Source organism: Chitinophagales bacterium (assembly GCA_017303835.1).
Classification (GTDB): Bacteria; Bacteroidota; Bacteroidia; order Chitinophagales; family Chitinophagaceae; genus JAFLBI01.
In genome coordinates this window covers 1,101,947-1,120,762 of record JAFLBI010000001.1, presented here as the reverse complement: position 1 = coordinate 1,120,762, position 18,816 = coordinate 1,101,947, and the positions used below count along the sequence as shown (strand labels likewise).

Annotated in this window: 21 protein-coding genes; 9 read left to right on the top strand and 12 right to left on the bottom strand. The window is 42.6% G+C overall.

The annotated features are described in order from the left end of the window. Positions 1-29 precede the first annotated feature (29 nt). On the bottom strand, positions 30-668 hold the full coding sequence (locus tag J0L83_05095) for a DnaJ domain-containing protein (GenBank protein MBN8663925.1): 639 nt from the start codon (positions 666-668) through the stop codon (positions 30-32). Further along, positions 665-1,129 (bottom strand): STAS domain-containing protein, encoded by a 465-nt coding sequence (locus tag J0L83_05090; protein ID MBN8663924.1) that lies wholly within the window; start codon positions 1,127-1,129, stop codon positions 665-667. The genes J0L83_05095 and J0L83_05090 overlap by 4 nt, the downstream gene beginning before the upstream one ends. A gap of 21 nt (positions 1,130-1,150) precedes the next feature. On the opposite strand from J0L83_05090, the gene J0L83_05085 reads away from it, so the two are divergent. From J0L83_05085 to J0L83_05075, 3 genes are read left to right on the top strand one after another with little or no spacing between them, the layout of a single operon-like run. Next, the gene (locus J0L83_05085) at positions 1,151-3,691 is read left to right on the top strand and encodes an ATP-dependent Clp protease ATP-binding subunit (GenBank protein ID MBN8663923.1); all 2,541 of its coding nucleotides are present in this window, start codon (positions 1,151-1,153) and stop codon (positions 3,689-3,691) included. Positions 3,692-3,742: 51 nt separating this feature from the next. Beyond that, positions 3,743-4,759 (top strand): dipeptide epimerase, encoded by a 1,017-nt coding sequence (locus tag J0L83_05080; protein MBN8663922.1) that lies wholly within the window; start codon positions 3,743-3,745, stop codon positions 4,757-4,759. Positions 4,760-4,817: 58 nt separating this feature from the next. Beyond that, positions 4,818-5,285 (top strand): hypothetical protein, encoded by a 468-nt coding sequence (locus J0L83_05075; protein ID MBN8663921.1) that lies wholly within the window; start codon positions 4,818-4,820, stop codon positions 5,283-5,285. 173 nt (positions 5,286-5,458) lie between these two features. Here the strand turns inward: J0L83_05075 and J0L83_05070 are convergent, their stop codons facing one another. Beyond that, positions 5,459-5,659, bottom strand: a complete 201-nt coding sequence (locus J0L83_05070) for a helix-turn-helix transcriptional regulator (GenBank protein MBN8663920.1) — start codon at positions 5,657-5,659, stop codon at positions 5,459-5,461. Next, positions 5,649-6,125 carry a hypothetical protein gene (locus J0L83_05065; protein MBN8663919.1) on the bottom strand — a complete coding sequence of 159 codons (477 nt, stop codon included), beginning with the start codon at positions 6,123-6,125 and terminating at the stop codon, positions 5,649-5,651. The genes J0L83_05070 and J0L83_05065 overlap by 11 nt, the downstream gene beginning before the upstream one ends. A 289-nt stretch (positions 6,126-6,414) precedes the next feature. On the opposite strand from J0L83_05065, the gene J0L83_05060 reads away from it, so the two are divergent. From J0L83_05060 to J0L83_05035, 6 genes are all read left to right on the top strand, one after another. Continuing rightward, positions 6,415-7,068 carry a hypothetical protein gene (locus J0L83_05060; protein ID MBN8663918.1) on the top strand — a complete coding sequence of 218 codons (654 nt, stop codon included), beginning with the start codon at positions 6,415-6,417 and terminating at the stop codon, positions 7,066-7,068. Positions 7,069-7,136: 68 nt separating this feature from the next. Then, positions 7,137-8,276, top strand: coding sequence for a transglutaminase domain-containing protein (locus J0L83_05055; GenBank protein ID MBN8663917.1), 1,140 nt, complete (start codon positions 7,137-7,139; stop codon positions 8,274-8,276). A gap of 37 nt (positions 8,277-8,313) precedes the next feature. Then, positions 8,314-8,829, top strand: coding sequence for a nuclear transport factor 2 family protein (locus tag J0L83_05050; GenBank protein MBN8663916.1), 516 nt, complete (start codon positions 8,314-8,316; stop codon positions 8,827-8,829). 85 nt (positions 8,830-8,914) lie between these two features. After that, positions 8,915-9,868, top strand: a complete 954-nt coding sequence (locus J0L83_05045) for a Fic family protein (protein MBN8663915.1) — start codon at positions 8,915-8,917, stop codon at positions 9,866-9,868. Between the two features lie 47 nt (positions 9,869-9,915). Next, positions 9,916-10,512 carry an RNA methyltransferase gene (locus tag J0L83_05040; GenBank protein MBN8663914.1) on the top strand — a complete coding sequence of 199 codons (597 nt, stop codon included), beginning with the start codon at positions 9,916-9,918 and terminating at the stop codon, positions 10,510-10,512. Positions 10,513-10,521: 9 nt separating this feature from the next. Continuing rightward, positions 10,522-11,001 carry a TlpA family protein disulfide reductase gene (locus J0L83_05035; GenBank protein MBN8663913.1) on the top strand — a complete coding sequence of 160 codons (480 nt, stop codon included), beginning with the start codon at positions 10,522-10,524 and terminating at the stop codon, positions 10,999-11,001. Positions 11,002-11,006: 5 nt separating this feature from the next. On the opposite strand, the gene J0L83_05030 is transcribed toward J0L83_05035, so the two are convergent. The 8 genes from J0L83_05030 to J0L83_04995 form a co-directional block, all read right to left on the bottom strand. Further along, positions 11,007-12,617, bottom strand: coding sequence for a beta-N-acetylhexosaminidase (locus J0L83_05030; protein MBN8663912.1), 1,611 nt, complete (start codon positions 12,615-12,617; stop codon positions 11,007-11,009). A gap of 74 nt (positions 12,618-12,691) precedes the next feature. Next, entirely contained in the window at positions 12,692-13,291 is a 600-nt protein-coding gene (locus tag J0L83_05025) for a thioredoxin family protein (protein MBN8663911.1), read from the bottom strand. Between the two features lie 66 nt (positions 13,292-13,357). Continuing rightward, positions 13,358-14,320 (bottom strand): YihY/virulence factor BrkB family protein, encoded by a 963-nt coding sequence (locus J0L83_05020; protein MBN8663910.1) that lies wholly within the window; start codon positions 14,318-14,320, stop codon positions 13,358-13,360. Then, positions 14,317-15,339, bottom strand: coding sequence for an endolytic transglycosylase MltG (gene mltG / locus J0L83_05015; protein ID MBN8663909.1), 1,023 nt, complete (start codon positions 15,337-15,339; stop codon positions 14,317-14,319). The genes J0L83_05020 and mltG overlap by 4 nt, the downstream gene beginning before the upstream one ends. A 63-nt stretch (positions 15,340-15,402) precedes the next feature. Next, positions 15,403-15,753, bottom strand: coding sequence for a preprotein translocase subunit SecG (secG, locus tag J0L83_05010; GenBank protein ID MBN8663908.1), 351 nt, complete (start codon positions 15,751-15,753; stop codon positions 15,403-15,405). A gap of 2 nt (positions 15,754-15,755) precedes the next feature. Further along, positions 15,756-16,979, bottom strand: coding sequence for a hypothetical protein (locus tag J0L83_05005; GenBank protein ID MBN8663907.1), 1,224 nt, complete (start codon positions 16,977-16,979; stop codon positions 15,756-15,758). 21 nt (positions 16,980-17,000) lie between these two features. Then, on the bottom strand, positions 17,001-17,462 hold the full coding sequence (locus J0L83_05000) for a hypothetical protein (protein ID MBN8663906.1): 462 nt from the start codon (positions 17,460-17,462) through the stop codon (positions 17,001-17,003). A gap of 64 nt (positions 17,463-17,526) precedes the next feature. Continuing rightward, positions 17,527-18,795 (bottom strand): sigma-54-dependent Fis family transcriptional regulator, encoded by a 1,269-nt coding sequence (locus J0L83_04995; GenBank protein ID MBN8663905.1) that lies wholly within the window; start codon positions 18,793-18,795, stop codon positions 17,527-17,529. Positions 18,796-18,816 lie beyond the last annotated feature (21 nt).

Genomic DNA, 18,816 nt, shown 5'->3' with positions numbered 1-18,816 from the left:
GTCCCGGCCATATATGAGCCGGGACTTTTTTATTGGTTCAAATAATACATCCCAATACAGAGCGCAGTTGTAATCAGAATGGCAATCAGCAACTGATATTTCCGTAAGCGCATTGCCCATAGGAGTTCACGCTGCATGGCGGTAATTTGCCCTTTAGTTTCATGTATGCAAAAAGTAAGCAGGTGTTGTGTGATGTCTGATGATTGTGCGTAAGCAAGAGGCCTTAAGCAAGCTTGTACTTCGCTGAGGAATTGTTGCCTAAAATAAGCGTTGGAATTATTGGCTATTTGCAAGTGTTGCTCAGATAAAATCAACATCAACTCGGCATGTACCGCACCACTGTTGATCATACTTGCATCCTGTGATTGAATTCGGTTACGGAGATTGATAATCAGCTGAAGCAATTGACGTGGGTCTGTAACATCTGCGGCTGCCGCTTGATTGATGCGTTTGCTGAAATAGATGAGGTCATAATTTTTTCTGCTATTGATATTGCTTAGTGTAGCGTATGCTTTTTGCAAAACTGCAAAAGCTTCCGGCGCCGTACTGGCAGCAGCTTTATCAGGATGATACTGATGGGCTAATTTTCTATATGCTTTTCTGATCTCCTGTTGCGTGGCTGCAGGATGTACCTGTAATAAGCGATAGTAATCTTCGTTCAGATTCATTCAGCCTGCTTATCAAATTCCATATCATCACTGTCCAGTAATTCGCGTTCAATTTCTTCCATCTGCACAATATCCCAGGCTTCGCTTTCAGTAGGTGTTACGTTCATGAACTCCAGTAACTCGGTTGCTTCAAAAACTGTTTCCACTTCGGGCCGAAGGCCGCAAACAACAAAGGAGGCATTTTGTTCGTAAAAACCATGTTGCAATTCAGCTAGTGCTCTCGCTGCATCTTCATCAATTCTCAACACGGCATCCAGATTCAAAACCACGTTTCTTACAGGCTGTGTCAAGATACCTTTGCAGGTCTCGGCTAAATTGGCAGTCAGGCTGCCAGTCAGCCCCGTTTCTTCGGGATGAATCACCGTGAATTTCTCTTTGGTATCAATTTTGACACGCATAATATTCATTAACAGATGTGTATAAATAGAGGAGCAAGTTTCCTCAAAAATATTCGTTATCATTGTATAAATCCAAATTACCCAATGGATAATAATTTTTCCGCTCAAGTAAAGGAGATCATTTCGTTCAGCAGGGAGGAAGCGTTAAGGCTTGGAAATGACTTCATTGGCACAGAGCATCTGCTGCTGGGGCTGATTCGCGACGGCGATAATACCGCTATCAAAGTCCTCAAAAATCTCAATGTTGATTTGTACGAACTGCGTAAAGAAATAGAATTGGCTGTGAAGGATAAGACCGGCAAGAATATTGCCAATATCAATAGTCTGCCCCTCACCAAACAAGCCGAGAAAGTTATTCGCGTAACCGTACTTGAAGCCAAGGCTTTGAAGAGTCCGCTTGTTGAAACAGAACACCTGATGCTGAGTATTCTCAAGAACAAGGAGAATATTGCTACTCAAATACTCAATCAGTTTGATGTGGACTATGATATGTTCCGCAACGAGCTGGGCATGGTAGGAACTACCAATCCGAATCCACGCAGTGAATTCGCTGATGAGAATGAAGATGATTTTGATGAAGAGAAGCGTAGCTATCAGCAAAAGAGTAGCGGCACTAAGCAGGCAGCTGGTAAGAGCAAAACACCTGTGCTAGATAATTTCGGTCGCGATATCACCCGCTTAGCTGAAGCTGGTACACTCGATCCAATTGTTGGTCGCGAAGCGGAGATAGAGCGTGTATCGCAGATTCTCTCTCGTAGAAAAAAGAATAACCCTATCCTCATCGGTGAGCCTGGTGTGGGTAAGACTGCTATCGTGGAAGGTTTGGCCCTCCGCATTGTGCAGCGCAAAGTGAGTCGTGTATTGTTTGATAAGCGTGTGATCAGTTTAGACTTAGCAGCTTTGGTTGCTGGTACCAAATACCGTGGTCAGTTTGAAGAACGCATGAAAGCCATCATGAATGAATTGGAGAAGAACAGAGATGTGATTCTCTTCATTGATGAAATTCATACGATAGTTGGTGCAGGTGGTGCCAGCGGTTCGCTGGATGCTAGCAATATCTTCAAGCCTGCATTGGCCCGTGGCGAACTCCAGTGCATTGGTGCATCTACTTTGGATGAATACCGTATGTACATCGAGAAAGATGGTGCATTGGATCGTCGTTTCCAAAAAGTGATTGTTGATCCGCCAAGTGTGGAAGAAACCATCCAGATTCTGGAAAATATCAAATCCAAGTACGAAGATTACCACAGCGTACGCTATGATGATGAAGCCATTCAGGCCTGCGTTAAGCTGAGTGATCGTTATATGACGGATCGTCTGCTTCCGGATAAAGCAATCGATGTATTGGATGAAGTGGGTGCCCGTGTGCACTTAAAGAACATCAATGTGCCAGAGAGTATCCTGGAACTGGAAAAGAAGATTGAAGAAGTAAAAGTTGAAAAGAATAAGGTAGTCAAGAGCCAGCGTTTTGAAGAAGCTGCTGCGCTGCGTGATACAGAAAAGCGATTGGGCGAAGAATTGGAGAAGGCAAAGGCTGAGTGGGAAGAGGAGAGCAAGCATGCGCGTTATCCTATCACGGAAGAGCATATTGCAGAAGTGGTGAGTATGATGACGGGTATTCCTGTGAAGCGTATGGTTCAGGCCGAAACTGAGAAACTGCGTAGAATGTCGGAAGACATGCGTGGTATGGTGATAGGACAGGATGAAGCCATTCTAAAAGTGGTGAAAGCTATCCAGCGTAACAGAGTAGGTCTGAAAGATCCTAAGAAGCCCATTGGTACGTTTATTTTCCTTGGACCTACCGGTGTGGGTAAAACTGAATTAGCCCGCTCCCTGGCCCGCTATATGTTCGATTCAGAGGATGCGCTCATCCGTATCGATATGAGTGAGTACATGGAGAAATTCACTGTAAGTCGCTTAATAGGTGCACCTCCCGGCTATGTGGGTTATGAAGAAGGCGGACAGTTGACTGAAAAAGTACGCCGCAAACCTTACAGCGTTATCCTGCTGGATGAAATCGAAAAAGCGCACCCAGATATCTACAATATTTTGTTGCAGGTATTGGATGATGGACAGCTTACAGATGGTTTGGGCCGTAAAGTAGATTTCAAGAATACTCTGATCATCATGACTTCAAACATTGGTGTACGTCAGTTGAAGGAGTTTGGTGATGGTGTGGGTTTTGCTACAGCTGCGCGTATTCAGAATCAGGAAGAAAACAATAAGGCCGTGATTGAAAAAGCGCTCAAGCGCACATTCTCGCCTGAATTCCTGAACCGTATTGATGATGTGATCATCTTCAATTCTCTGAGCAAGGAGAATATCCATGAGATCATCAACATCCTCATGAAGGGTGTTACCAAGCGACTGGGTAATCTGGGCTTCTCACTGGAGCTGACAGACGAAGCCAAGGACTTTATTGCCGATAAGGGTTATGATGTACAGTTTGGTGCTCGTCCGCTCCACAGAGCTATTCAGAAGCATTTGGAAGATCCTTTAGCAGAAGAAATCCTGAATATGAACGTGAAGCAAGGTGATGTGCTGATTGCCGGCTTGGATAAGGAAAACGGTAAACTCACATTCACACTGAAGCGATCCGAAACAGAAGAAAACGCCAACGTATAAAAAACATCCCCGCAACACTGCGGGGATTATTTTTGCCTAAAATATTTACCTGTGCAATTGTATTACCGTAAAACGGAATTACCCTTCCGTTATCCCTTTACCATCTCCGGCGGCCGAACAAAAACACACCAGCCATCTTTATTGGTTGCCCTGCAATTGGGCAATTGGATGGGCTATGGCGAAGCACCGGCGATTACGTATTACAATGTAACGGTAGAAAGCATGATTGAAACCATCGAAGCCAAGCGCAAGATGATCGAAAAATTTGCTTTTACAGAACCGGAACGATACTGGCATTACCTGCATCATTTGTTACCCAATGATCCTTTTCTGGTTTGTGCTTTGGATATAGCTGCATGGGATTTGATTGGCAAGATGAAGGGGCAGCCACTGTATCGCCTTTGGCAAACAGAGTGGACGAATACACCTGTAACAGATTATACCATCGGTATTGCGGATGTTCCCACCATGGTGGCCAAGCTCAAAGAAAAGCCTTGGCCGGTGTACAAAGTAAAACTGGGTACACCAGATGATATTGCCATCATCAAAGCACTGCGTGCCGAAACCGATGCGGCGATTCGTGTAGATGCAAATGCAGGCTGGACGGTAGAGCAGGCTTTGCAATTGATACCTGCATTGAAAGCATTGGGTGTTGACATGATTGAACAACCGCTTTCAAAAGACAATTGGGAAGGCATGAAGATTTTGTATGCGCAATCAAGCATTCCTTTGTTTGCAGATGAGAGTTGTGTTTCAGAGCATGATGTGAAAAAATGTGCGGGGCATTTTCATGGTATCAATATTAAGTTGACAAAGTGTAGCGGTATTACACCTGCTTTGCGCATGATCAAAGAAGCAAGGGGATTGGGTTTGCAAGTGATGATGGGAAGCATGAATGAACACACAGTTGGTTCTGCAGCTATTGCGCATTGTATGCCGCAATTAGATCATGTAGATGTGGACGGTCCGCTTTTGTTGGCTGAAGATATTGCTACAGGACTAATCTATGATAACGGCCACGTGCGTGTAACAGAAGCGCCGGGGCTGGGCATCCAACTAACCATTTAACAAATAGCTAGTAATTCTGGCACGGTATTGGAATTCTAATGGATATAAAACATCCGTTATGAAAAAGTACCTACTACTCGTCCTGATAACAGGCACCCTTGCTGCAACGGAAACAACAAACGCTCAAATTAGCTTGAACATTCGTATTGGTGCACCTGCTTGGGGCGTACCCGGTGTAAGTCGGGCTGATTATTATTTCTTGCCTGATATCGATGCATTTTATGATTTGCGTGGTAGACAATTTGTGTATCTCGACAGAGGTCGCTGGTGCTTTAGCAATGCTTTACCTGGATGGTATCGTGGGTTTGATTTGTACGGTGCACGAAAGATTATCATCAATGAACCCAATCCATGGAGTAGGTATGATTTCTACCACAGAAGGTATGCGCCTTCGGTAATGGTGTATCGTGATAGAGATGATTGGCGACATGATCGTGGTCGACACAATGGTTGGTATGATGACGACCGCAGAGACCGTCGTGATAAACATGACCGTGGTAGAAATAGAAGATGGGATAGAGATTGATGATTGGCTATTGATTATTTTTTATTGTTGATTGAATAATGATTTAATAGGCTTGCGCTGGAAGGTGCAGGCCTTTTGGTATAAGAATAGGGTTATATAGATAATATTAGCCCATAAAGTATTGTTTCTCATTATTTATTTTACTACTACTGTTCTTATAGTAAACACTGTCGCTAATCACCTTTTTCAAGTATAAAGATATCCTCAACTGACTTATTAAACACTTTAGCAATTTTCAACGCTAGCACAGTAGAGGGTACATATTTATTGGCCTCCATGGCATTAATGGTCTGCCTGCTTACGCCAACTTGGTTCGCCAGCTCTTCTTGTGTCAGATTTTTGATGGCTCTTTCAACTTTGATATTATTTTTCATCTGACACCATTTTATTGTTTTTGTATAGGATATAATTGAAACGAATAATAAAAATGATGAGCACGGTAAACATATTGTATGTCATTACATTGATAAATGCTAGGTCGTAAATAAAAAGAAAGCCAATCAGTAGTAAGAAATAATTTACCAAAACAGCCCAGAGTAAAGAAGACAATCTAAGGTTAGCGATAAATTCATCCTCATTCTTTTCCTTAGAAAAGCTCACCATCAATGCGCCAATAATAAACAATACACCAACAATCGTATTGGTTAAATCTGCTTGGACAAAGGTTAGGAATTTAGTCTTGCCAAATAATTCATCACTAAAGAGGCTGAATGTTTTTACGGTGATATCGAAGCCGTTGAAGTTGTTGAAGCTTAGGTAGATCCCCAATATGGTAGAAGGAATCAGCAGAAACCATCCAATCAGTTTGTATTTATTGGGTAAGAGTAGTTTGTGTGACATGGTGTTTGATTTTTTTACAAATGTAAAGTATGTTTATCAAAAAGACAAATAAACTTTACATAAAGTAAAATAAAATTGACATATAATTGATTGTCAATCCTTTTTTTTGCCTGTTTTCTCAATTGAAAGTGATGTCACTGCGCTTGCATGAACATGCTGACTTTTTATGATAAGCAGCATACAATTTTATCAATACTGGCCTGCTGTAGGTTTTAACATTAGATTAGTTGAAACAATATAATCTACCCAAGATTTCAGATATTTAAGGTAACGTGTAAAATCCTACTCAATGCAACTACAACCAATCCTTAAGTTACTAGGCTGCTGCTGCCTGATAGCGAGTTACAGTTTTAAGCAAGCTGCTACCAATATTCCCTATAAACTGCCGCCCGTAAAAGACACTAGTGTATTAAGCCTATTTGAGGAAACAAGTTTTAAGCGGCTGATGATTGATGCCAGATTAAATAATAATAGGGTAAAAGGGTTTAGCGAGCAAAGACTTCCAGAGAATAGGTATGAATTGTTCGATTTTGTTGATGCAGATAAACAAGTAAAAAAATTAGACAGAGGAAATTACTATTTGATTGGTAAGCGATACAAGATCAGCGATAATACAATTGGATTGCTCATGTTTGGATCAGACGATAAAATATCTACATCCTCCCAATTATTTGTCTGGGATATCAAAGCCGGTAAAATAGTACAGACCGTCTATCTGGCAACCAGCTATGGGGATGAGGAGGGATTTAGCAACGCTATTTCTTATTTAGAAGATGTGAATGGTGATAAGAAAATGGATATTGTCAATATCACTTGTTCCAGTGATTATAGTTCGAAAAAGAAGTATCAAGTTGCATCAACAATCTATTTATTCAACGGTCAGCGATTTATTGCTACTAAACAAAAAGCTGATCTGAAAAAATTTCCTGCTCAGTGTAAATAGCTGATACAAGGATTAAAATTAATTAGTTAGCCTGTAACAAAAGGCCTTGCTGCTTCGTCACACGCCTAATGAAGCAATCGAAATTATTATTCCTTAGCTATTTCTTGGTCCTGGCTCAGTTGGGTAAGGCACAAAAGTCATTACCCATTGTACAGGCTAAATCAGCTTTTGTACACATCAAAGAAGACCAGCAATTACGCAAATATGCCTGGCGCATTGTGCCGGGTAAAGCAGTAGATACTTACACCAGTTCCGCAGGTAAACTCAGCTTTATTACAGATGTGGATTCCATCAGTTTTATACTGGGTCCGGGTGTTGTTCATGAATTCTGCTTTGTACTGAATGGGAATGACACGGCAAGAACCAAAATAATGTATCAGCCTGCAAGATTAGACATGTTAAAAGCTGCTGCAGCTTATGATGTAAACGATCAGCGATATGTACCTAAGTTTAGTTATCAGTCGGCCAGCGATACCAATCTGCAAAGAATCAGGCGGGATTTGAGATTAGACTCTATCGCCGGCAATGGGAGTGAACTCTCCAAAATTTTCAACCTTATGCATTGGGTGCATAATCTGATAAAGCATGATGGCAATTCAAACAATCCTACGCTGAAAAATGCCATTGACCTCATCAAAGTGTGTAAGCAGGAAAACAGGGGCGTGAATTGCAGAATGCTGGCCACTATTTTAAATGAATGTTATTTGTCGCTGGGTATACGATCACGATATATCACCTGTATGCCTAAAGAAACCCAGTTCGATGATTGTCATGTGATCAATATGGTTTTCAGCAGGCAGTTAGATAAATGGGTTTGGATCGACCCTACATTCGATGCCTATGTGATGGATGAAAAGGGACAACTCTTGGGCATACAAGAAGTAAGGGAAAGACTGATTCAGGGCAAGCCTTTGATCTTGAATGCAGATGCCAATTGGAACAGGGGTAGTTTGCAAACCAAAGAAAACTATCTTGAACAGTATATGGCCAAGAACTTGTATCGTTTACAAACACCCTTAGTAAGTGAGTACGATACAGAGACTTGGAAAAGCGGTAAGCAAGTGAGTTATGTGGAGTTGCTGCCATTAGACGGATTAGCGCAGCTACCACAACAAAAGACTCAAACCAATACTACAACTGGGGTAGTTTTTACAAATTACAAAACCAATAATCCTGCGATATTCTGGGCTAAGCCTGATTTGAACTAACTTTCCGTACATAACCCTTCAACATCAGGAATAACCCATGAAAAAGATATTGCTGTTTTTCGTTTTGCTGTTTTTTATTGGTCATTCAATACAAGCGCAAGTCGCCAAATCCTCCGAATTGTTTCAGGCTTTGAAAAAGCAGGATAGTATCTTCTTTGCGCGTAGTTTCAATCTTTGTGATCTGGCGTATCTGAATAAAGCCATTCATCCAGATATCGTGTTTTATCATGACCAAGGTGGGGTACAGAACCGTGTACAGTTTATAGAAGCGGTAAAAAATAATATTTGTGGCGACAGTACCCGTAAACCCATTCGAAAAGTTGTAAAGGAAAGCCTGGAAGTATTTCCTATGTACAATAATGGCGTGCTCTATGCGGCTTTACAAACAGGTGTACATGATTTCTACATACGAGAAAGGAATAAGCCCGATCAGCATACCAGCAGGGCCAGATTTACCCACCTGTATGTATTGGAAAAAGGTGAGTGGTTACTTAAAGAGGTTTTGAGCTATGATCATCGCGATCCGAATAAGGCTGAGTCAAAAGGGCATTAGTACCGGTTTTCATCTGTAATAGTATTTATGACAGTTTTATCAAATAGATTATCATATTTTTGATAGTATCATTTGATACTATCAATTGAAGCCGCCCTACACCATATCAAGCCAGATACTGAATTTGGTCAGTGAAGTTGCCCATAAAATTGGCGAAGTCAATGCTTCATTCTTAACTAAGCAGTCACCTGAATTAAGAAAGCAAAATAGAATTAGAACTATACAGGCATCACTTGCCATTGAGGGTAATACTTTAGCTATTGATCAGGTAACAGCTATTCTTGACAAAAAACGGGTTATTGGTCCGCCGAAAGATATCGCTGAGGTGAACAACGCAATTCAGGTCTATGCACAATTGAGTAAATATCATCCTTATACAGAGAAAGTCTTTCTTTCAGCACACAAAACATTGATGCAGGGATTGGTCAAATATCCCGGAAAATACAGGCAGTCTGGTGTAGGTATTGTAAAGGGACAAGCTATTGCGCATTTGGCACCTCCTGCAGCACAAGTGCCTGTTTTAATGAAGCAGTTGTTTCAATACCTGCGTAACGACGAGGAAGCGATCTTGATTAAGAGCTGTGTATTCCATTATGAAGTGGAGTTTATTCATCCATTTGCTGATGGTAACGGACGTATGGGGCGTCTTTGGCAGACTTTAATTTTGATGCAGCAATATCCTGTATTTGAGTATTTACCTTTCGAAACCCTCATCAGTAAGCATCAGCAAGAATATTATCAGGCATTGTCTATCAGTGATAAGCGAGGGGAATCAACTTATTTTATCGTATTCATGCTAGGTATCTTGCGTAATGCTTTAGACGAATTACTTAAAGAAAGAACCGGCCCTATTTCGAGCCTAGAAAGGATTGGTCTTTTTCTAACAAGTGGCGTTCGGTCATTTACACGCAAAGACTATATGGCTTATTTTAAAACGGTATCTTCTGCTACCGCGAGCCGGGATCTACAGCTAGCAGTTCAAAAGAAACTGATTAAAAAGCAAGGGGAAAAGAACCAAACAAGTTATCAGGTAGTTTAGACAGCTTTTAGGTGCATCCTTCATCTGCTTTATACTAAGTTTGCGGCATGACACCAGAACGTACTGAAAAGCTATTGCGTGTACTCAATCGCCGTCAGGCTAACCTCACAGTGGTGATGGAGAATGTGCAAGATCCGCACAATATATCTGCAGTCATGCGTACCTGCGATGCGGTGGGCATTCAGGATATCTATATCCTCAATACAAAAATTCCCCGACACAAAAAGTTTGGTGCTAAGAGTAGCAGTAGTGCGGCTAAGTGGCTTACGGTGCATCAGTTTGAAGATGCTACTGACTGTTTTCAGGCCTTGCGTGAAAGATTTCCATTGATCCTCACTACCCATTTATCATCTGATGCCAGAAGTCTGTATGAGATTGATTTCACTCAACCAGTGGCATTGGTCTTTGGTAATGAACATGCAGGGGTGAGCGATGAGATCAGACAAATGGCCGATGGTAATTTCATCATCCCACAAATGGGTATTATCCAAAGCCTGAATATCTCTGTTGCTTGCGCGGTGTCTATTTACGAAGCGTACCGACAAAAAGCAGCGGCAGGGCATTATGATCAGGCTTCGCTTCCCGTTACGCAAAGACAACAATTATTGCAAGAATGGGGTTTTCATGAAACAGATGATCTGTAAATTGCTGCTATGAAAAAGCTGCTGCTGTTTTGCTGTATTGCTATTTGTGCACAAATTGCCGAGGCACAAGCCATCAGAAAGGTCAAGATTTATGATGTCTTGAAAATGATGGATACGGCTACCACACCCTTGGTGGTCAACTTCTGGGCCAGCTGGTGTAAGCCTTGTGTACAAGAGATCCCTTGGTTTGAAAAATCAGTTGCTGCTTTAAAGGATAAGAAAGTGCGCTTGGTACTGGTGAGTCTCGACTTCCCCGAAGATTATCCAAAAGGCATTCAGGAGTTTGCTAAAAAGAATGGCTATCAATCCAGGATCGTTTGGTTGGATGAGACAAATGCTGACTACTTCTGTCCCAAAATAGACCTAAGCTGGCAGGGCGCGATACCCGCCACAGTTTTGGTGAATAACAAAAAGAAATTCCGCAAGTTTTATGGCCAGCAATTGCCGGAGGAAAAGCTCAAGTTGGCTTTACTCGAAATGCTGGAGTAAGCTGTTTATTCTTTACGCCATTTTTCAAAATCAGGAAACCAGGAACTGTTCCAGAATTGGTATCTGGGTATTATGCTTGTCTTTACACGATTCACGAAATCATTGTAATTCTTTTTTTCCGGCTGCGACCATAGCGTTTCACTCACTGCTGTCATTCTCGGAAAAACCATATAATCAACTTTGGTTGTATAGCCCATATATTCTGTCCAAACATTGGCTTGTCCGCCCATGATCTTCGCTGATAAACCTTTTTTACGCACTCCTGCAGGAACAGGTTCATAGAGATAAACAGCTTCCAAGGGGTTGTACCCATGAATAGCCAGACTGTCTTTTGGATCCTTGGATTGGTAATGATCGAAATAATAAGGTTTACCCGGTGTCATGATAATCGCATAGCCTTTCTCTGCCGCTTCCACAGCTTTTGCATCATTGCCCCAGTTCATCACAATGGTGGAAGTATCCAGTTTGCCTTCCATGATCTCATGCCAGCCAATTACTTTTCTGCCTTTCTCTGCTAAGTATTTGCTCACTTGCTGAATAAAATAAGTCTGTAACCCAAATTCATCTTTCAGGTTATTGGCTTTGATGAAAGCCTGAGCTTCTGCACTTTGCTTCCACCAGAGTTTACTACATTCATCACCACCAAGGTGGATATACGGTGATGGAAACAAATCTGCCAGTTCATGAAATACAGCTCTTAAAAACGCAAAAGTTTTTGGGTTGGGTGCGAGCACATTGTTTTGTCGGTTATACATACCCCAGGTAGCTGCAACGCCCCATTTGTTATTGGGGTCTGTGCTGAATTCAGGATAAGCTGTAATGGTAGCTCTACTATGACCGGGAATATCAATCTCAGGAATGATGGTGATGCCGCGTATGTTGGCATAAGCAATCACTTCCTTGATTTCCTTTTTGGTGTAGTAACCACCATAACGCACACGCTCATAGCGCGCGGGTGTGTCTTTAAAGTGGCCTATTAATGTTGAATCGCGCCAAGAGCCGATGCTATTGAGTTTTGGATAGGAATGCATTTCAATACGCCAACCTTGATCATCAGTCAAGTGCCAGTGAAACGTGTTGAACTTATGAAAAGTGAGATAGTCGATGTATTTCTTGATATAGTCTACCGGAAAGAAATGTCGTACCACATCTAAGTGCATACCTCTGTAAGCAAAACGCGGATAGTCTGTGATGTTGAGGGCAGGAATGGATACAGTAGCGGTCTTTTGTAAGGGTAGTAATTGTAATAAAGATTGTATGCTGTTCACGATACCACGGATATCTGCTGCACTGAGTACAATATTATTTTGTGCTATTTGTACTTGATAAGCTTCTGGTTGTGCACCTGCTGCTGTTTTCACCAGCTGAATCTGTGATGCAGGACTGCTCTTTTTACCAATCTTCAATGATAATCCTGTCTGCTCTTGAATGGCTGCTTGCAAATAAGAGGCTTGAGCTGCAAAAAAAGGATCAGCCACAATCTGGGTTTGCTGATTCAATTTAAAAGCCTGGCCATTCTGTATTTGCATAGACACAGGTACAGGGGTGATCATCGGTGTTTGCGCCTGTGCTTGTATCATTGATACAATCAATAAGCCCAACAAGAATTTACGCATATAAAAAATTGAGCATTAAAGATACGGTCTGTATAAAGGCAGTAATAAAAAACCACGCCGTAGCGTGGTTAAACTTAATTTTTTCTCTTGATGCTGCAGCCTACGGATCGGCTTTCTTTGATGGAAACGGATTTGCCGCCCACCAATTCTGTAATCGCTTCTTTGGCATGCACTCTTTTCACGTTATTGATATCAGCGGGGGAATCATCAATAGCGCCTTTGTATACCAGTTTGCCTTGTGCATCCAGTAAGAATAATTCCGGTGTACGCGTGGCACCATAAGCATCGGCCTGCTGGTGATTGGCATCTACCACATATGGGAAATCGTACTGTTGATCCTTAGCATATTGTTGCATGGCCGCAAAGGAATCGTCACCGCCACGTTGGGCTTCGTTGCTGTTGAGTAGGATGATGCCGATATTATTGGCTTTGGCAAATGCTGCAATCTCTTTTGTTCTGCTTTGGTTCTTGATTACATAGGGGCAGGTATTGCAACTAAACATCACCAATACACCATTTTGTTTCATGGCATCTTTCACAGAAATCATTTTTCCGGAGATATCTTTCATGGCTTGCTCCAGCATGGGGGCGTTGCTGCCAACAGCTATGGATGTTTGAGCTTGCGCTACGAGCAATGCAGTAGCCAATAAGGAGGTGAGGAAAAGTCTTTTCATTTGTTTGCAGTTTAGAAGAATCAATTTCGGGAAAACCATTATTTCCGCCAAACCGCTCAACTCATTTTAAGGATTTGTTGGTGCCTGATTTTCCTGTGCTTTTCTAGCCTGCACCTGTTGTTTGAGGTAGGTGAGGCTCACATTCAATTCAAAGCCAATGAGTAGGATGAGCGAGTTGAAATATATCAAGAGCATCACAATCAGTACAGTACCAATGGAGCCGTAGACTTTATTGTAATTAGCGAAATTATTGACCCAAAAAGAGAAGATAATGGTCGTAGCCAAGATTAAGAAAGTAGATAAGATCGCACCTGGAGAGACGAGTGGCCATTTTTTGTGTACTGATGGACCATAGCGGTAAATCAATGCGATCCCGTAGAACAAGAATGCCAGAATCACGGTGTAGCGTACGCCATTCCACCAAGGGATGCGTGCTCTTTTGCGCATATGGAAAATATTCTTCAGGATGCCTGCTAATTCTTCTTGCCCGATTAGCATCAGTACACTCGCAATCAACAATAGAATTAACAGGGTAGTAAGGCGTAAAGCGCGCAAGCGTTGATGCAGAAAATAGCCTTTGGTTTCTTGTATTGATCTATCGAATGTGCGTACAATACCAATCATGGCATTCGACGCGTAGAACAAAGTGATTAAAAAGACAAATGACAATAGGCCATTGCGTGGTTTGAAGAAATCATCAATAAAACTGATGATGAGTTGCGAAGTGGCTTTATTGGGTGTAAGGTCTTTGATCAGCTTCAGTAATTGTGCTTTGAATTCAGCTGCAACAGGCAGATAGGGTACTAGTGTGAATATAAAGATCATGGCTGCCGGTATGGCCATGATAAAATTGAAAGAGATAGCAGCAGCACGTTCATTTAAACCAACCCGATTGATCTGCTTGAAAAAGAAAACCACCACATCATACAAGGGAACGCCCTGAAACCCCGGCAACACAAGCTTCTTACTTTTCCGAATCAGAAAAGCAATAGGCGGCCAGGTAATAATGATGCGTTCCAGTTTGGTCACTTCGTGGCTGTTTGTGCTTTTGCTTTGGCAATACGATTCAACTCTTGCTGGTACTCATCTGCATATTTCAGGTGCTGTTCGTAAGTAGCAGCGAAATTGTGGTAACCACTGAAGTCTGCTTTGGCGCAGCAAAACAAATAGTCTGTTTTGGGTGCATTCAATGTGGCGTCAATGGTTACGATGGATGGTGTACAAATGGGTCCCGGTGGTAATCCAATGTTGCGGTAAGTATTGTAAGGTGATTGCACATTCAGGTGTTTTTCCAGAATACGTTTGATGGAAAAATCATTGAGGGCAAATTTGATCGTGGGGTCTGCACCCATCTCCATACCAATGCGTAAGCGATTGAGATAAACACTGGCAATATTGCCCTTCTCATCATCGCGGATAGTTTCTTCTTCTACAATAGAAGCAAGTGTATAGACTTGCTCAGGGGTATAACCAAGCTTTTCAGCTTTTTCCTTTCTGTTATTGCTCGCCCAGAACTGTTCTTTTTCAGCGGCCAGTTTTTTGAAGATATTGTTGAGTGGTGTATTCCAGTAAAAACTGTAAGTATTGGGTATGACGAGTGTCATGGCTGTATTGGTATCAACGCCAAATGCTTTCAGTGAATCATTGCTTTGTAGAAATTGCATCACTTGGGCTGAATCAGCTTTAAAATTTTTACCAATCAGTCTCGCCAGATCCATTTTGGTGCGCAACTTGGTTACGATGAGCTTGGTCTCTGCTTGTTTGTTGTTGCGTAGTTGACGGATAATGCTGAGGATGTTTTGTCCCTGTTTCAATTCAAACTTACCGGGCTTGAGGTGTTCGTCTACACCAAGGATTCCGCCCGTAAGGCTGAGCACCCAGCGAAAGCGCACGAGGTCCTGCATTTTGCGCACGGCTGCAGCAGTATTGTTCTCTCCAGCTTCCAGGATGAAAGCTGCTTTCGGTGTATCAAACTTGGTGGCTGGCACAAAGAGTATCGCGATTAACACTACAGCAACCAATCCGGTAAGCAACAGGACTTTTTTCATGAGATCAAAATAAAACAAAAACCCCGTCTTGCGGACGGGGCTTTCAGAAACTTTTATCGTCGGTTATTTCTTAACGCTGTCTGCAGGTTTAGCCGGTGTGGTCATCGGTACTGTATTTGCAGGTGCTGCGGCAGGAGCGTTGGTATTCACTTTTTCCAATAGGTTGTCTTCAGTAGATACGGTAGCTGTGCCTTTCAGCAATACGCTGCTGAATAAAGCAAGCAGGGCAATGATACCGGCAAACAACCAAGTACCTTTTTCCAGAACATCTGTTGTTTGCTTCACACCCATGAACTGGTTGCTGATGCCGCCCACATTACCTGCCAGTCCACCACCTTTGGGGTTTTGAACCAGGATCACAAAACCAAGCGCAGCTGCAGCCACCACCGTCAATATCAAAAAAAGAATCGCCATTGTTAAATGCCTTTAAGTTGTTGAATTTTGGCCGCAAAGTAAGCGGATTTCTCAGGATATAAAAAACTAAGTTTTATGTAGATCTGGATGGCTTTTTCAGGTTGTCCTTGCTTTTCCAGTACTTCTGCCATTGCTTCAGTGAGTACTTCCTTAGCCTCATTGGAATGCTGGGCAATGGTTTGCACCTTAGACTCCTGTGCAGGATCTGTACCCAAATCTGTTGGGCTTGGGCTCACTTTACGCATATACTTCAGCCAATCTGTGAATTTTCGTAGCTGAACCGTGAGCTTGTCCTGTGGAATCTTGGTCAAATCTATTTTAATGCCCTGTGAGGCGAAATAGTCTACTGTATGGAAGGGTTCTGTGCTAATGGGCAGCACATCTTCTTCAGTAACTGGCTTGTTGAACTCGGCTACCTGGCCTGCAAGAATGGATTTGATTTTTTCCTTCGCAGACTCTTCTGCATCAACTGTCAGTGCTGCAGGGAAGGGGATTTCCTCTTTGAAGCTGTTTTCAGTGAATCTGGGTGCTTCATAACTGGGTAAATCAGCAATATTATTGGCCTTAGCAGTATCCGTAGTTTGAAAACGTTGATCCAGCAGCTGTTTTACATCTTCAATGGTTGGAATAACCATGCCCCCTTGATCAGGTACTACCGAAGGAGCTGGTGCTGCAGGTGTTTCTTCTTCAAAACTGGGGTAAGGGTCAAAAACAGGCACTTCCTCGTGAATGGATATTTTTGTAATTGACGTAGTAGATGTTTCAACCTGTGGGGTGTGTTCAGGTGCCTGCCAGGAATTATCTGGCTCAGGCGCATTTGCTACTATGGTTTCCTGGACAGGAGCCGCGATAGATGGCTCTGGAACAGGCATGTGGAAAACAGGCGCAACGGGTGTATCATTACTGGGTTCAATAATTGCTGTCTGACTGGTTGCCGGCATGAAAGCAGCAGTATTGAGTACTTCATCAATAGCATCTTTGGCTGGTGACTGACTATTCAGTAGATATTGCAGCCAAGAAGTATTGGGGAAATACAGCGCCAATTGATGCAACTTGTTGAAATAGGATGGGTCGTTGGTCTCCTTGAGTTTTTTGGTCAACATCAATTGAGCCGGACTGAAGTAGGGATGCTCTTTTACCAGCTGTTCCAATTCGGATAATGCTGATGAATCAACATCAGTCTTACCGGTTAAATGAAACAGGGTTTTTTGAAAGAGGGCATTCATGCGCTTAAAAGTACAACTTGCTTACCAGTTTGAGAATATCCTGTTGAAAATTTCGTCAGTGGTGTTTCTTACCACTTCTTCCAGCAATTGGGCTTCGGCCTGCTGCAGTGATAAAGACGCTGCAAAATCGAAGTTGCGGGTGATATCAAATTCTTCCGATTTATTTTCTAAAGTTTTGCGTAGTGTGATGTGCACACTTACAGATAAACGGTTGGTTGCCGCCTGTGTGCTGGTAATACTGGTAGTGCTCACCGAATAGTCGGATACATACCCGCTGATTTGATAATGGGCATCATCATTATTGGTTCTCGTAAGCTTGGTTTGGTTGGCAATCTTCTGTTGAAGTTTGTCTGTTAGTCTTGGACTCAACTGCGGGTTGATGTACCGGGCTCTGTTTTCAATGAAACCAATCTTGATGGTCTTTACATCTGGCGGAATACTCACATCCTTGAAAGAATAGATCTTACAGGCGCTGAGTAAAATCAGCAGGCTGCCCAACCACCATATCTTTTTGTATCGCTGCATGTGTCTCTTTGCTTAGTTGAAACTATTCTTCAATATTGTATTCTTTCAGTTTTCTGTACAAGGTGCGTTCACTAATGCCCAGATCCAGTGCGGCATCTCTGCGTTTGCCCTTATGCTTTTTCAGTGCTTTCTCAATCAGTTCCTTTTCCTTGTCCATAATATTCAGTGATTCTTCTACTTCTTCGTGGTGCTGAATATCGTGTTCATGCAATAAAACAGGTTGTTGACCAGTAGGTACAATCTGCGGTGTTGCATAGACAGGGGCAGGGGCTGGTGTATGGGTGCTGAAATCTGTTCCAGCAGGAAAATCATGTAGTAAAGACTCTTGCGTAAACTGCGCTGCTGCTCCGGCTAAAGAAGGATTTTGTAAAATTTCTACAAACATTTTCTTGAGCTCGGTTACATCCTTCTTCATGTCGAAGAACAGCTTGTAGAGAATCTCTCGCTCATTAGCAAACTCGCCTGTGCTGCCATTTTGGTGTGGGGCCAGCATCGGTAATCTGTTCATGGTTTTCTCCGGCAGAAAGCGGCGCAAATCAACTGCACTGATGGTTTCCTTATTACTCAGCACTGAGATTTGTTCAGCAATATTTTTCAACTCACGCACATTGCCCGGCCAGAGATGCTCCACCAGCAATTGGCGTGCAGACTCGTCCAGATAAATTGGTGAAGTTTTATAGCGCTCAGAAAAATCAATGACGAATTTTCTAAAGAGTAGGGGAATATCTTCTTTTCTATCGCGCAATGCTGGCACACGAATGGGCACTGTGCTGAGGCGATAATACAAGTCTTGTCTGAACTTACCGGTTTGCGTAAAATCCAGCAGTTCGCGGTTGGTTGCTGCAATTACGCGTACATCGGTCTTCTGCACTTTAGAAGAACCTACGCGGATGAATTCACCTGTTTCGAGTACACGCAACAAACGTGCTTGCGTACCCAGTGGCATTTCACCAATTTCATCCAGAAAAATGGTACCGCCATTCACGGTTTCGAAATAACCTTTTCGGCTATCCACAGCGCCTGTGAATGCACCTTTTTCGTGACCGAATAATTCAGAGTCGATGGTGCCTTCCGGAATAGCGCCACAGTTAACGGCAATAAATGGGTTGTGCTTGCGCGAAGAGAGGGCATGGATGATTTGCGAAAACACTTCCTTACCAACACCGCTTTCACCCACGATCAATACCGTAAGATCCGTTGCTGCTACCTGCACCGCTGTATCCAGTGCATGGTTAAGAGCCGGTGCATTACCGATGATGCCAAACCTGTTTTTAATTGATTGCAAATCCATGTTTACCTCCTTTGCTTACTT

Bases quoted from the DNA above. Each gene is read 5' to 3' on its own strand.
- J0L83_05095 (MBN8663925.1), bottom strand. From the start codon at position 668: ATGAATCTGAACGAAGATTACTATCGCTTATTACAGGTACATCCTGCA.
- J0L83_05090 (MBN8663924.1), bottom strand. From the start codon at position 1,129: ATGATAACGAATATTTTTGAGGAAACTTGCTCCTCTATTTATACACAT.
- J0L83_05085 (MBN8663923.1), top strand. From the start codon at position 1,151: ATGGATAATAATTTTTCCGCTCAAGTAAAGGAGATCATTTCGTTCAGC.
- J0L83_05075 (MBN8663921.1), top strand. From the start codon at position 4,818: ATGAAAAAGTACCTACTACTCGTCCTGATAACAGGCACCCTTGCTGCA.
- J0L83_05070 (MBN8663920.1), bottom strand. From the start codon at position 5,659: ATGAAAAATAATATCAAAGTTGAAAGAGCCATCAAAAATCTGACACAA.
- J0L83_05065 (MBN8663919.1), bottom strand. From the start codon at position 6,125: ATGTCACACAAACTACTCTTACCCAATAAATACAAACTGATTGGATGG.
- J0L83_05060 (MBN8663918.1), top strand. From the start codon at position 6,415: ATGCAACTACAACCAATCCTTAAGTTACTAGGCTGCTGCTGCCTGATA.
- J0L83_05055 (MBN8663917.1), top strand. From the start codon at position 7,137: ATGAAGCAATCGAAATTATTATTCCTTAGCTATTTCTTGGTCCTGGCT.
- J0L83_05050 (MBN8663916.1), top strand. From the start codon at position 8,314: ATGAAAAAGATATTGCTGTTTTTCGTTTTGCTGTTTTTTATTGGTCAT.
- J0L83_05040 (MBN8663914.1), top strand. From the start codon at position 9,916: ATGACACCAGAACGTACTGAAAAGCTATTGCGTGTACTCAATCGCCGT.
- J0L83_05035 (MBN8663913.1), top strand. From the start codon at position 10,522: ATGAAAAAGCTGCTGCTGTTTTGCTGTATTGCTATTTGTGCACAAATT.
- J0L83_05030 (MBN8663912.1), bottom strand. From the start codon at position 12,617: ATGCGTAAATTCTTGTTGGGCTTATTGATTGTATCAATGATACAAGCA.
- J0L83_05025 (MBN8663911.1), bottom strand. From the start codon at position 13,291: ATGAAAAGACTTTTCCTCACCTCCTTATTGGCTACTGCATTGCTCGTA.
- mltG (MBN8663909.1), bottom strand. From the start codon at position 15,339: ATGAAAAAAGTCCTGTTGCTTACCGGATTGGTTGCTGTAGTGTTAATC.
- secG (MBN8663908.1), bottom strand. From the start codon at position 15,753: ATGGCGATTCTTTTTTTGATATTGACGGTGGTGGCTGCAGCTGCGCTT.
- J0L83_05005 (MBN8663907.1), bottom strand. From the start codon at position 16,979: ATGAATGCCCTCTTTCAAAAAACCCTGTTTCATTTAACCGGTAAGACT.
- J0L83_04995 (MBN8663905.1), bottom strand. From the start codon at position 18,795: ATGGATTTGCAATCAATTAAAAACAGGTTTGGCATCATCGGTAATGCA.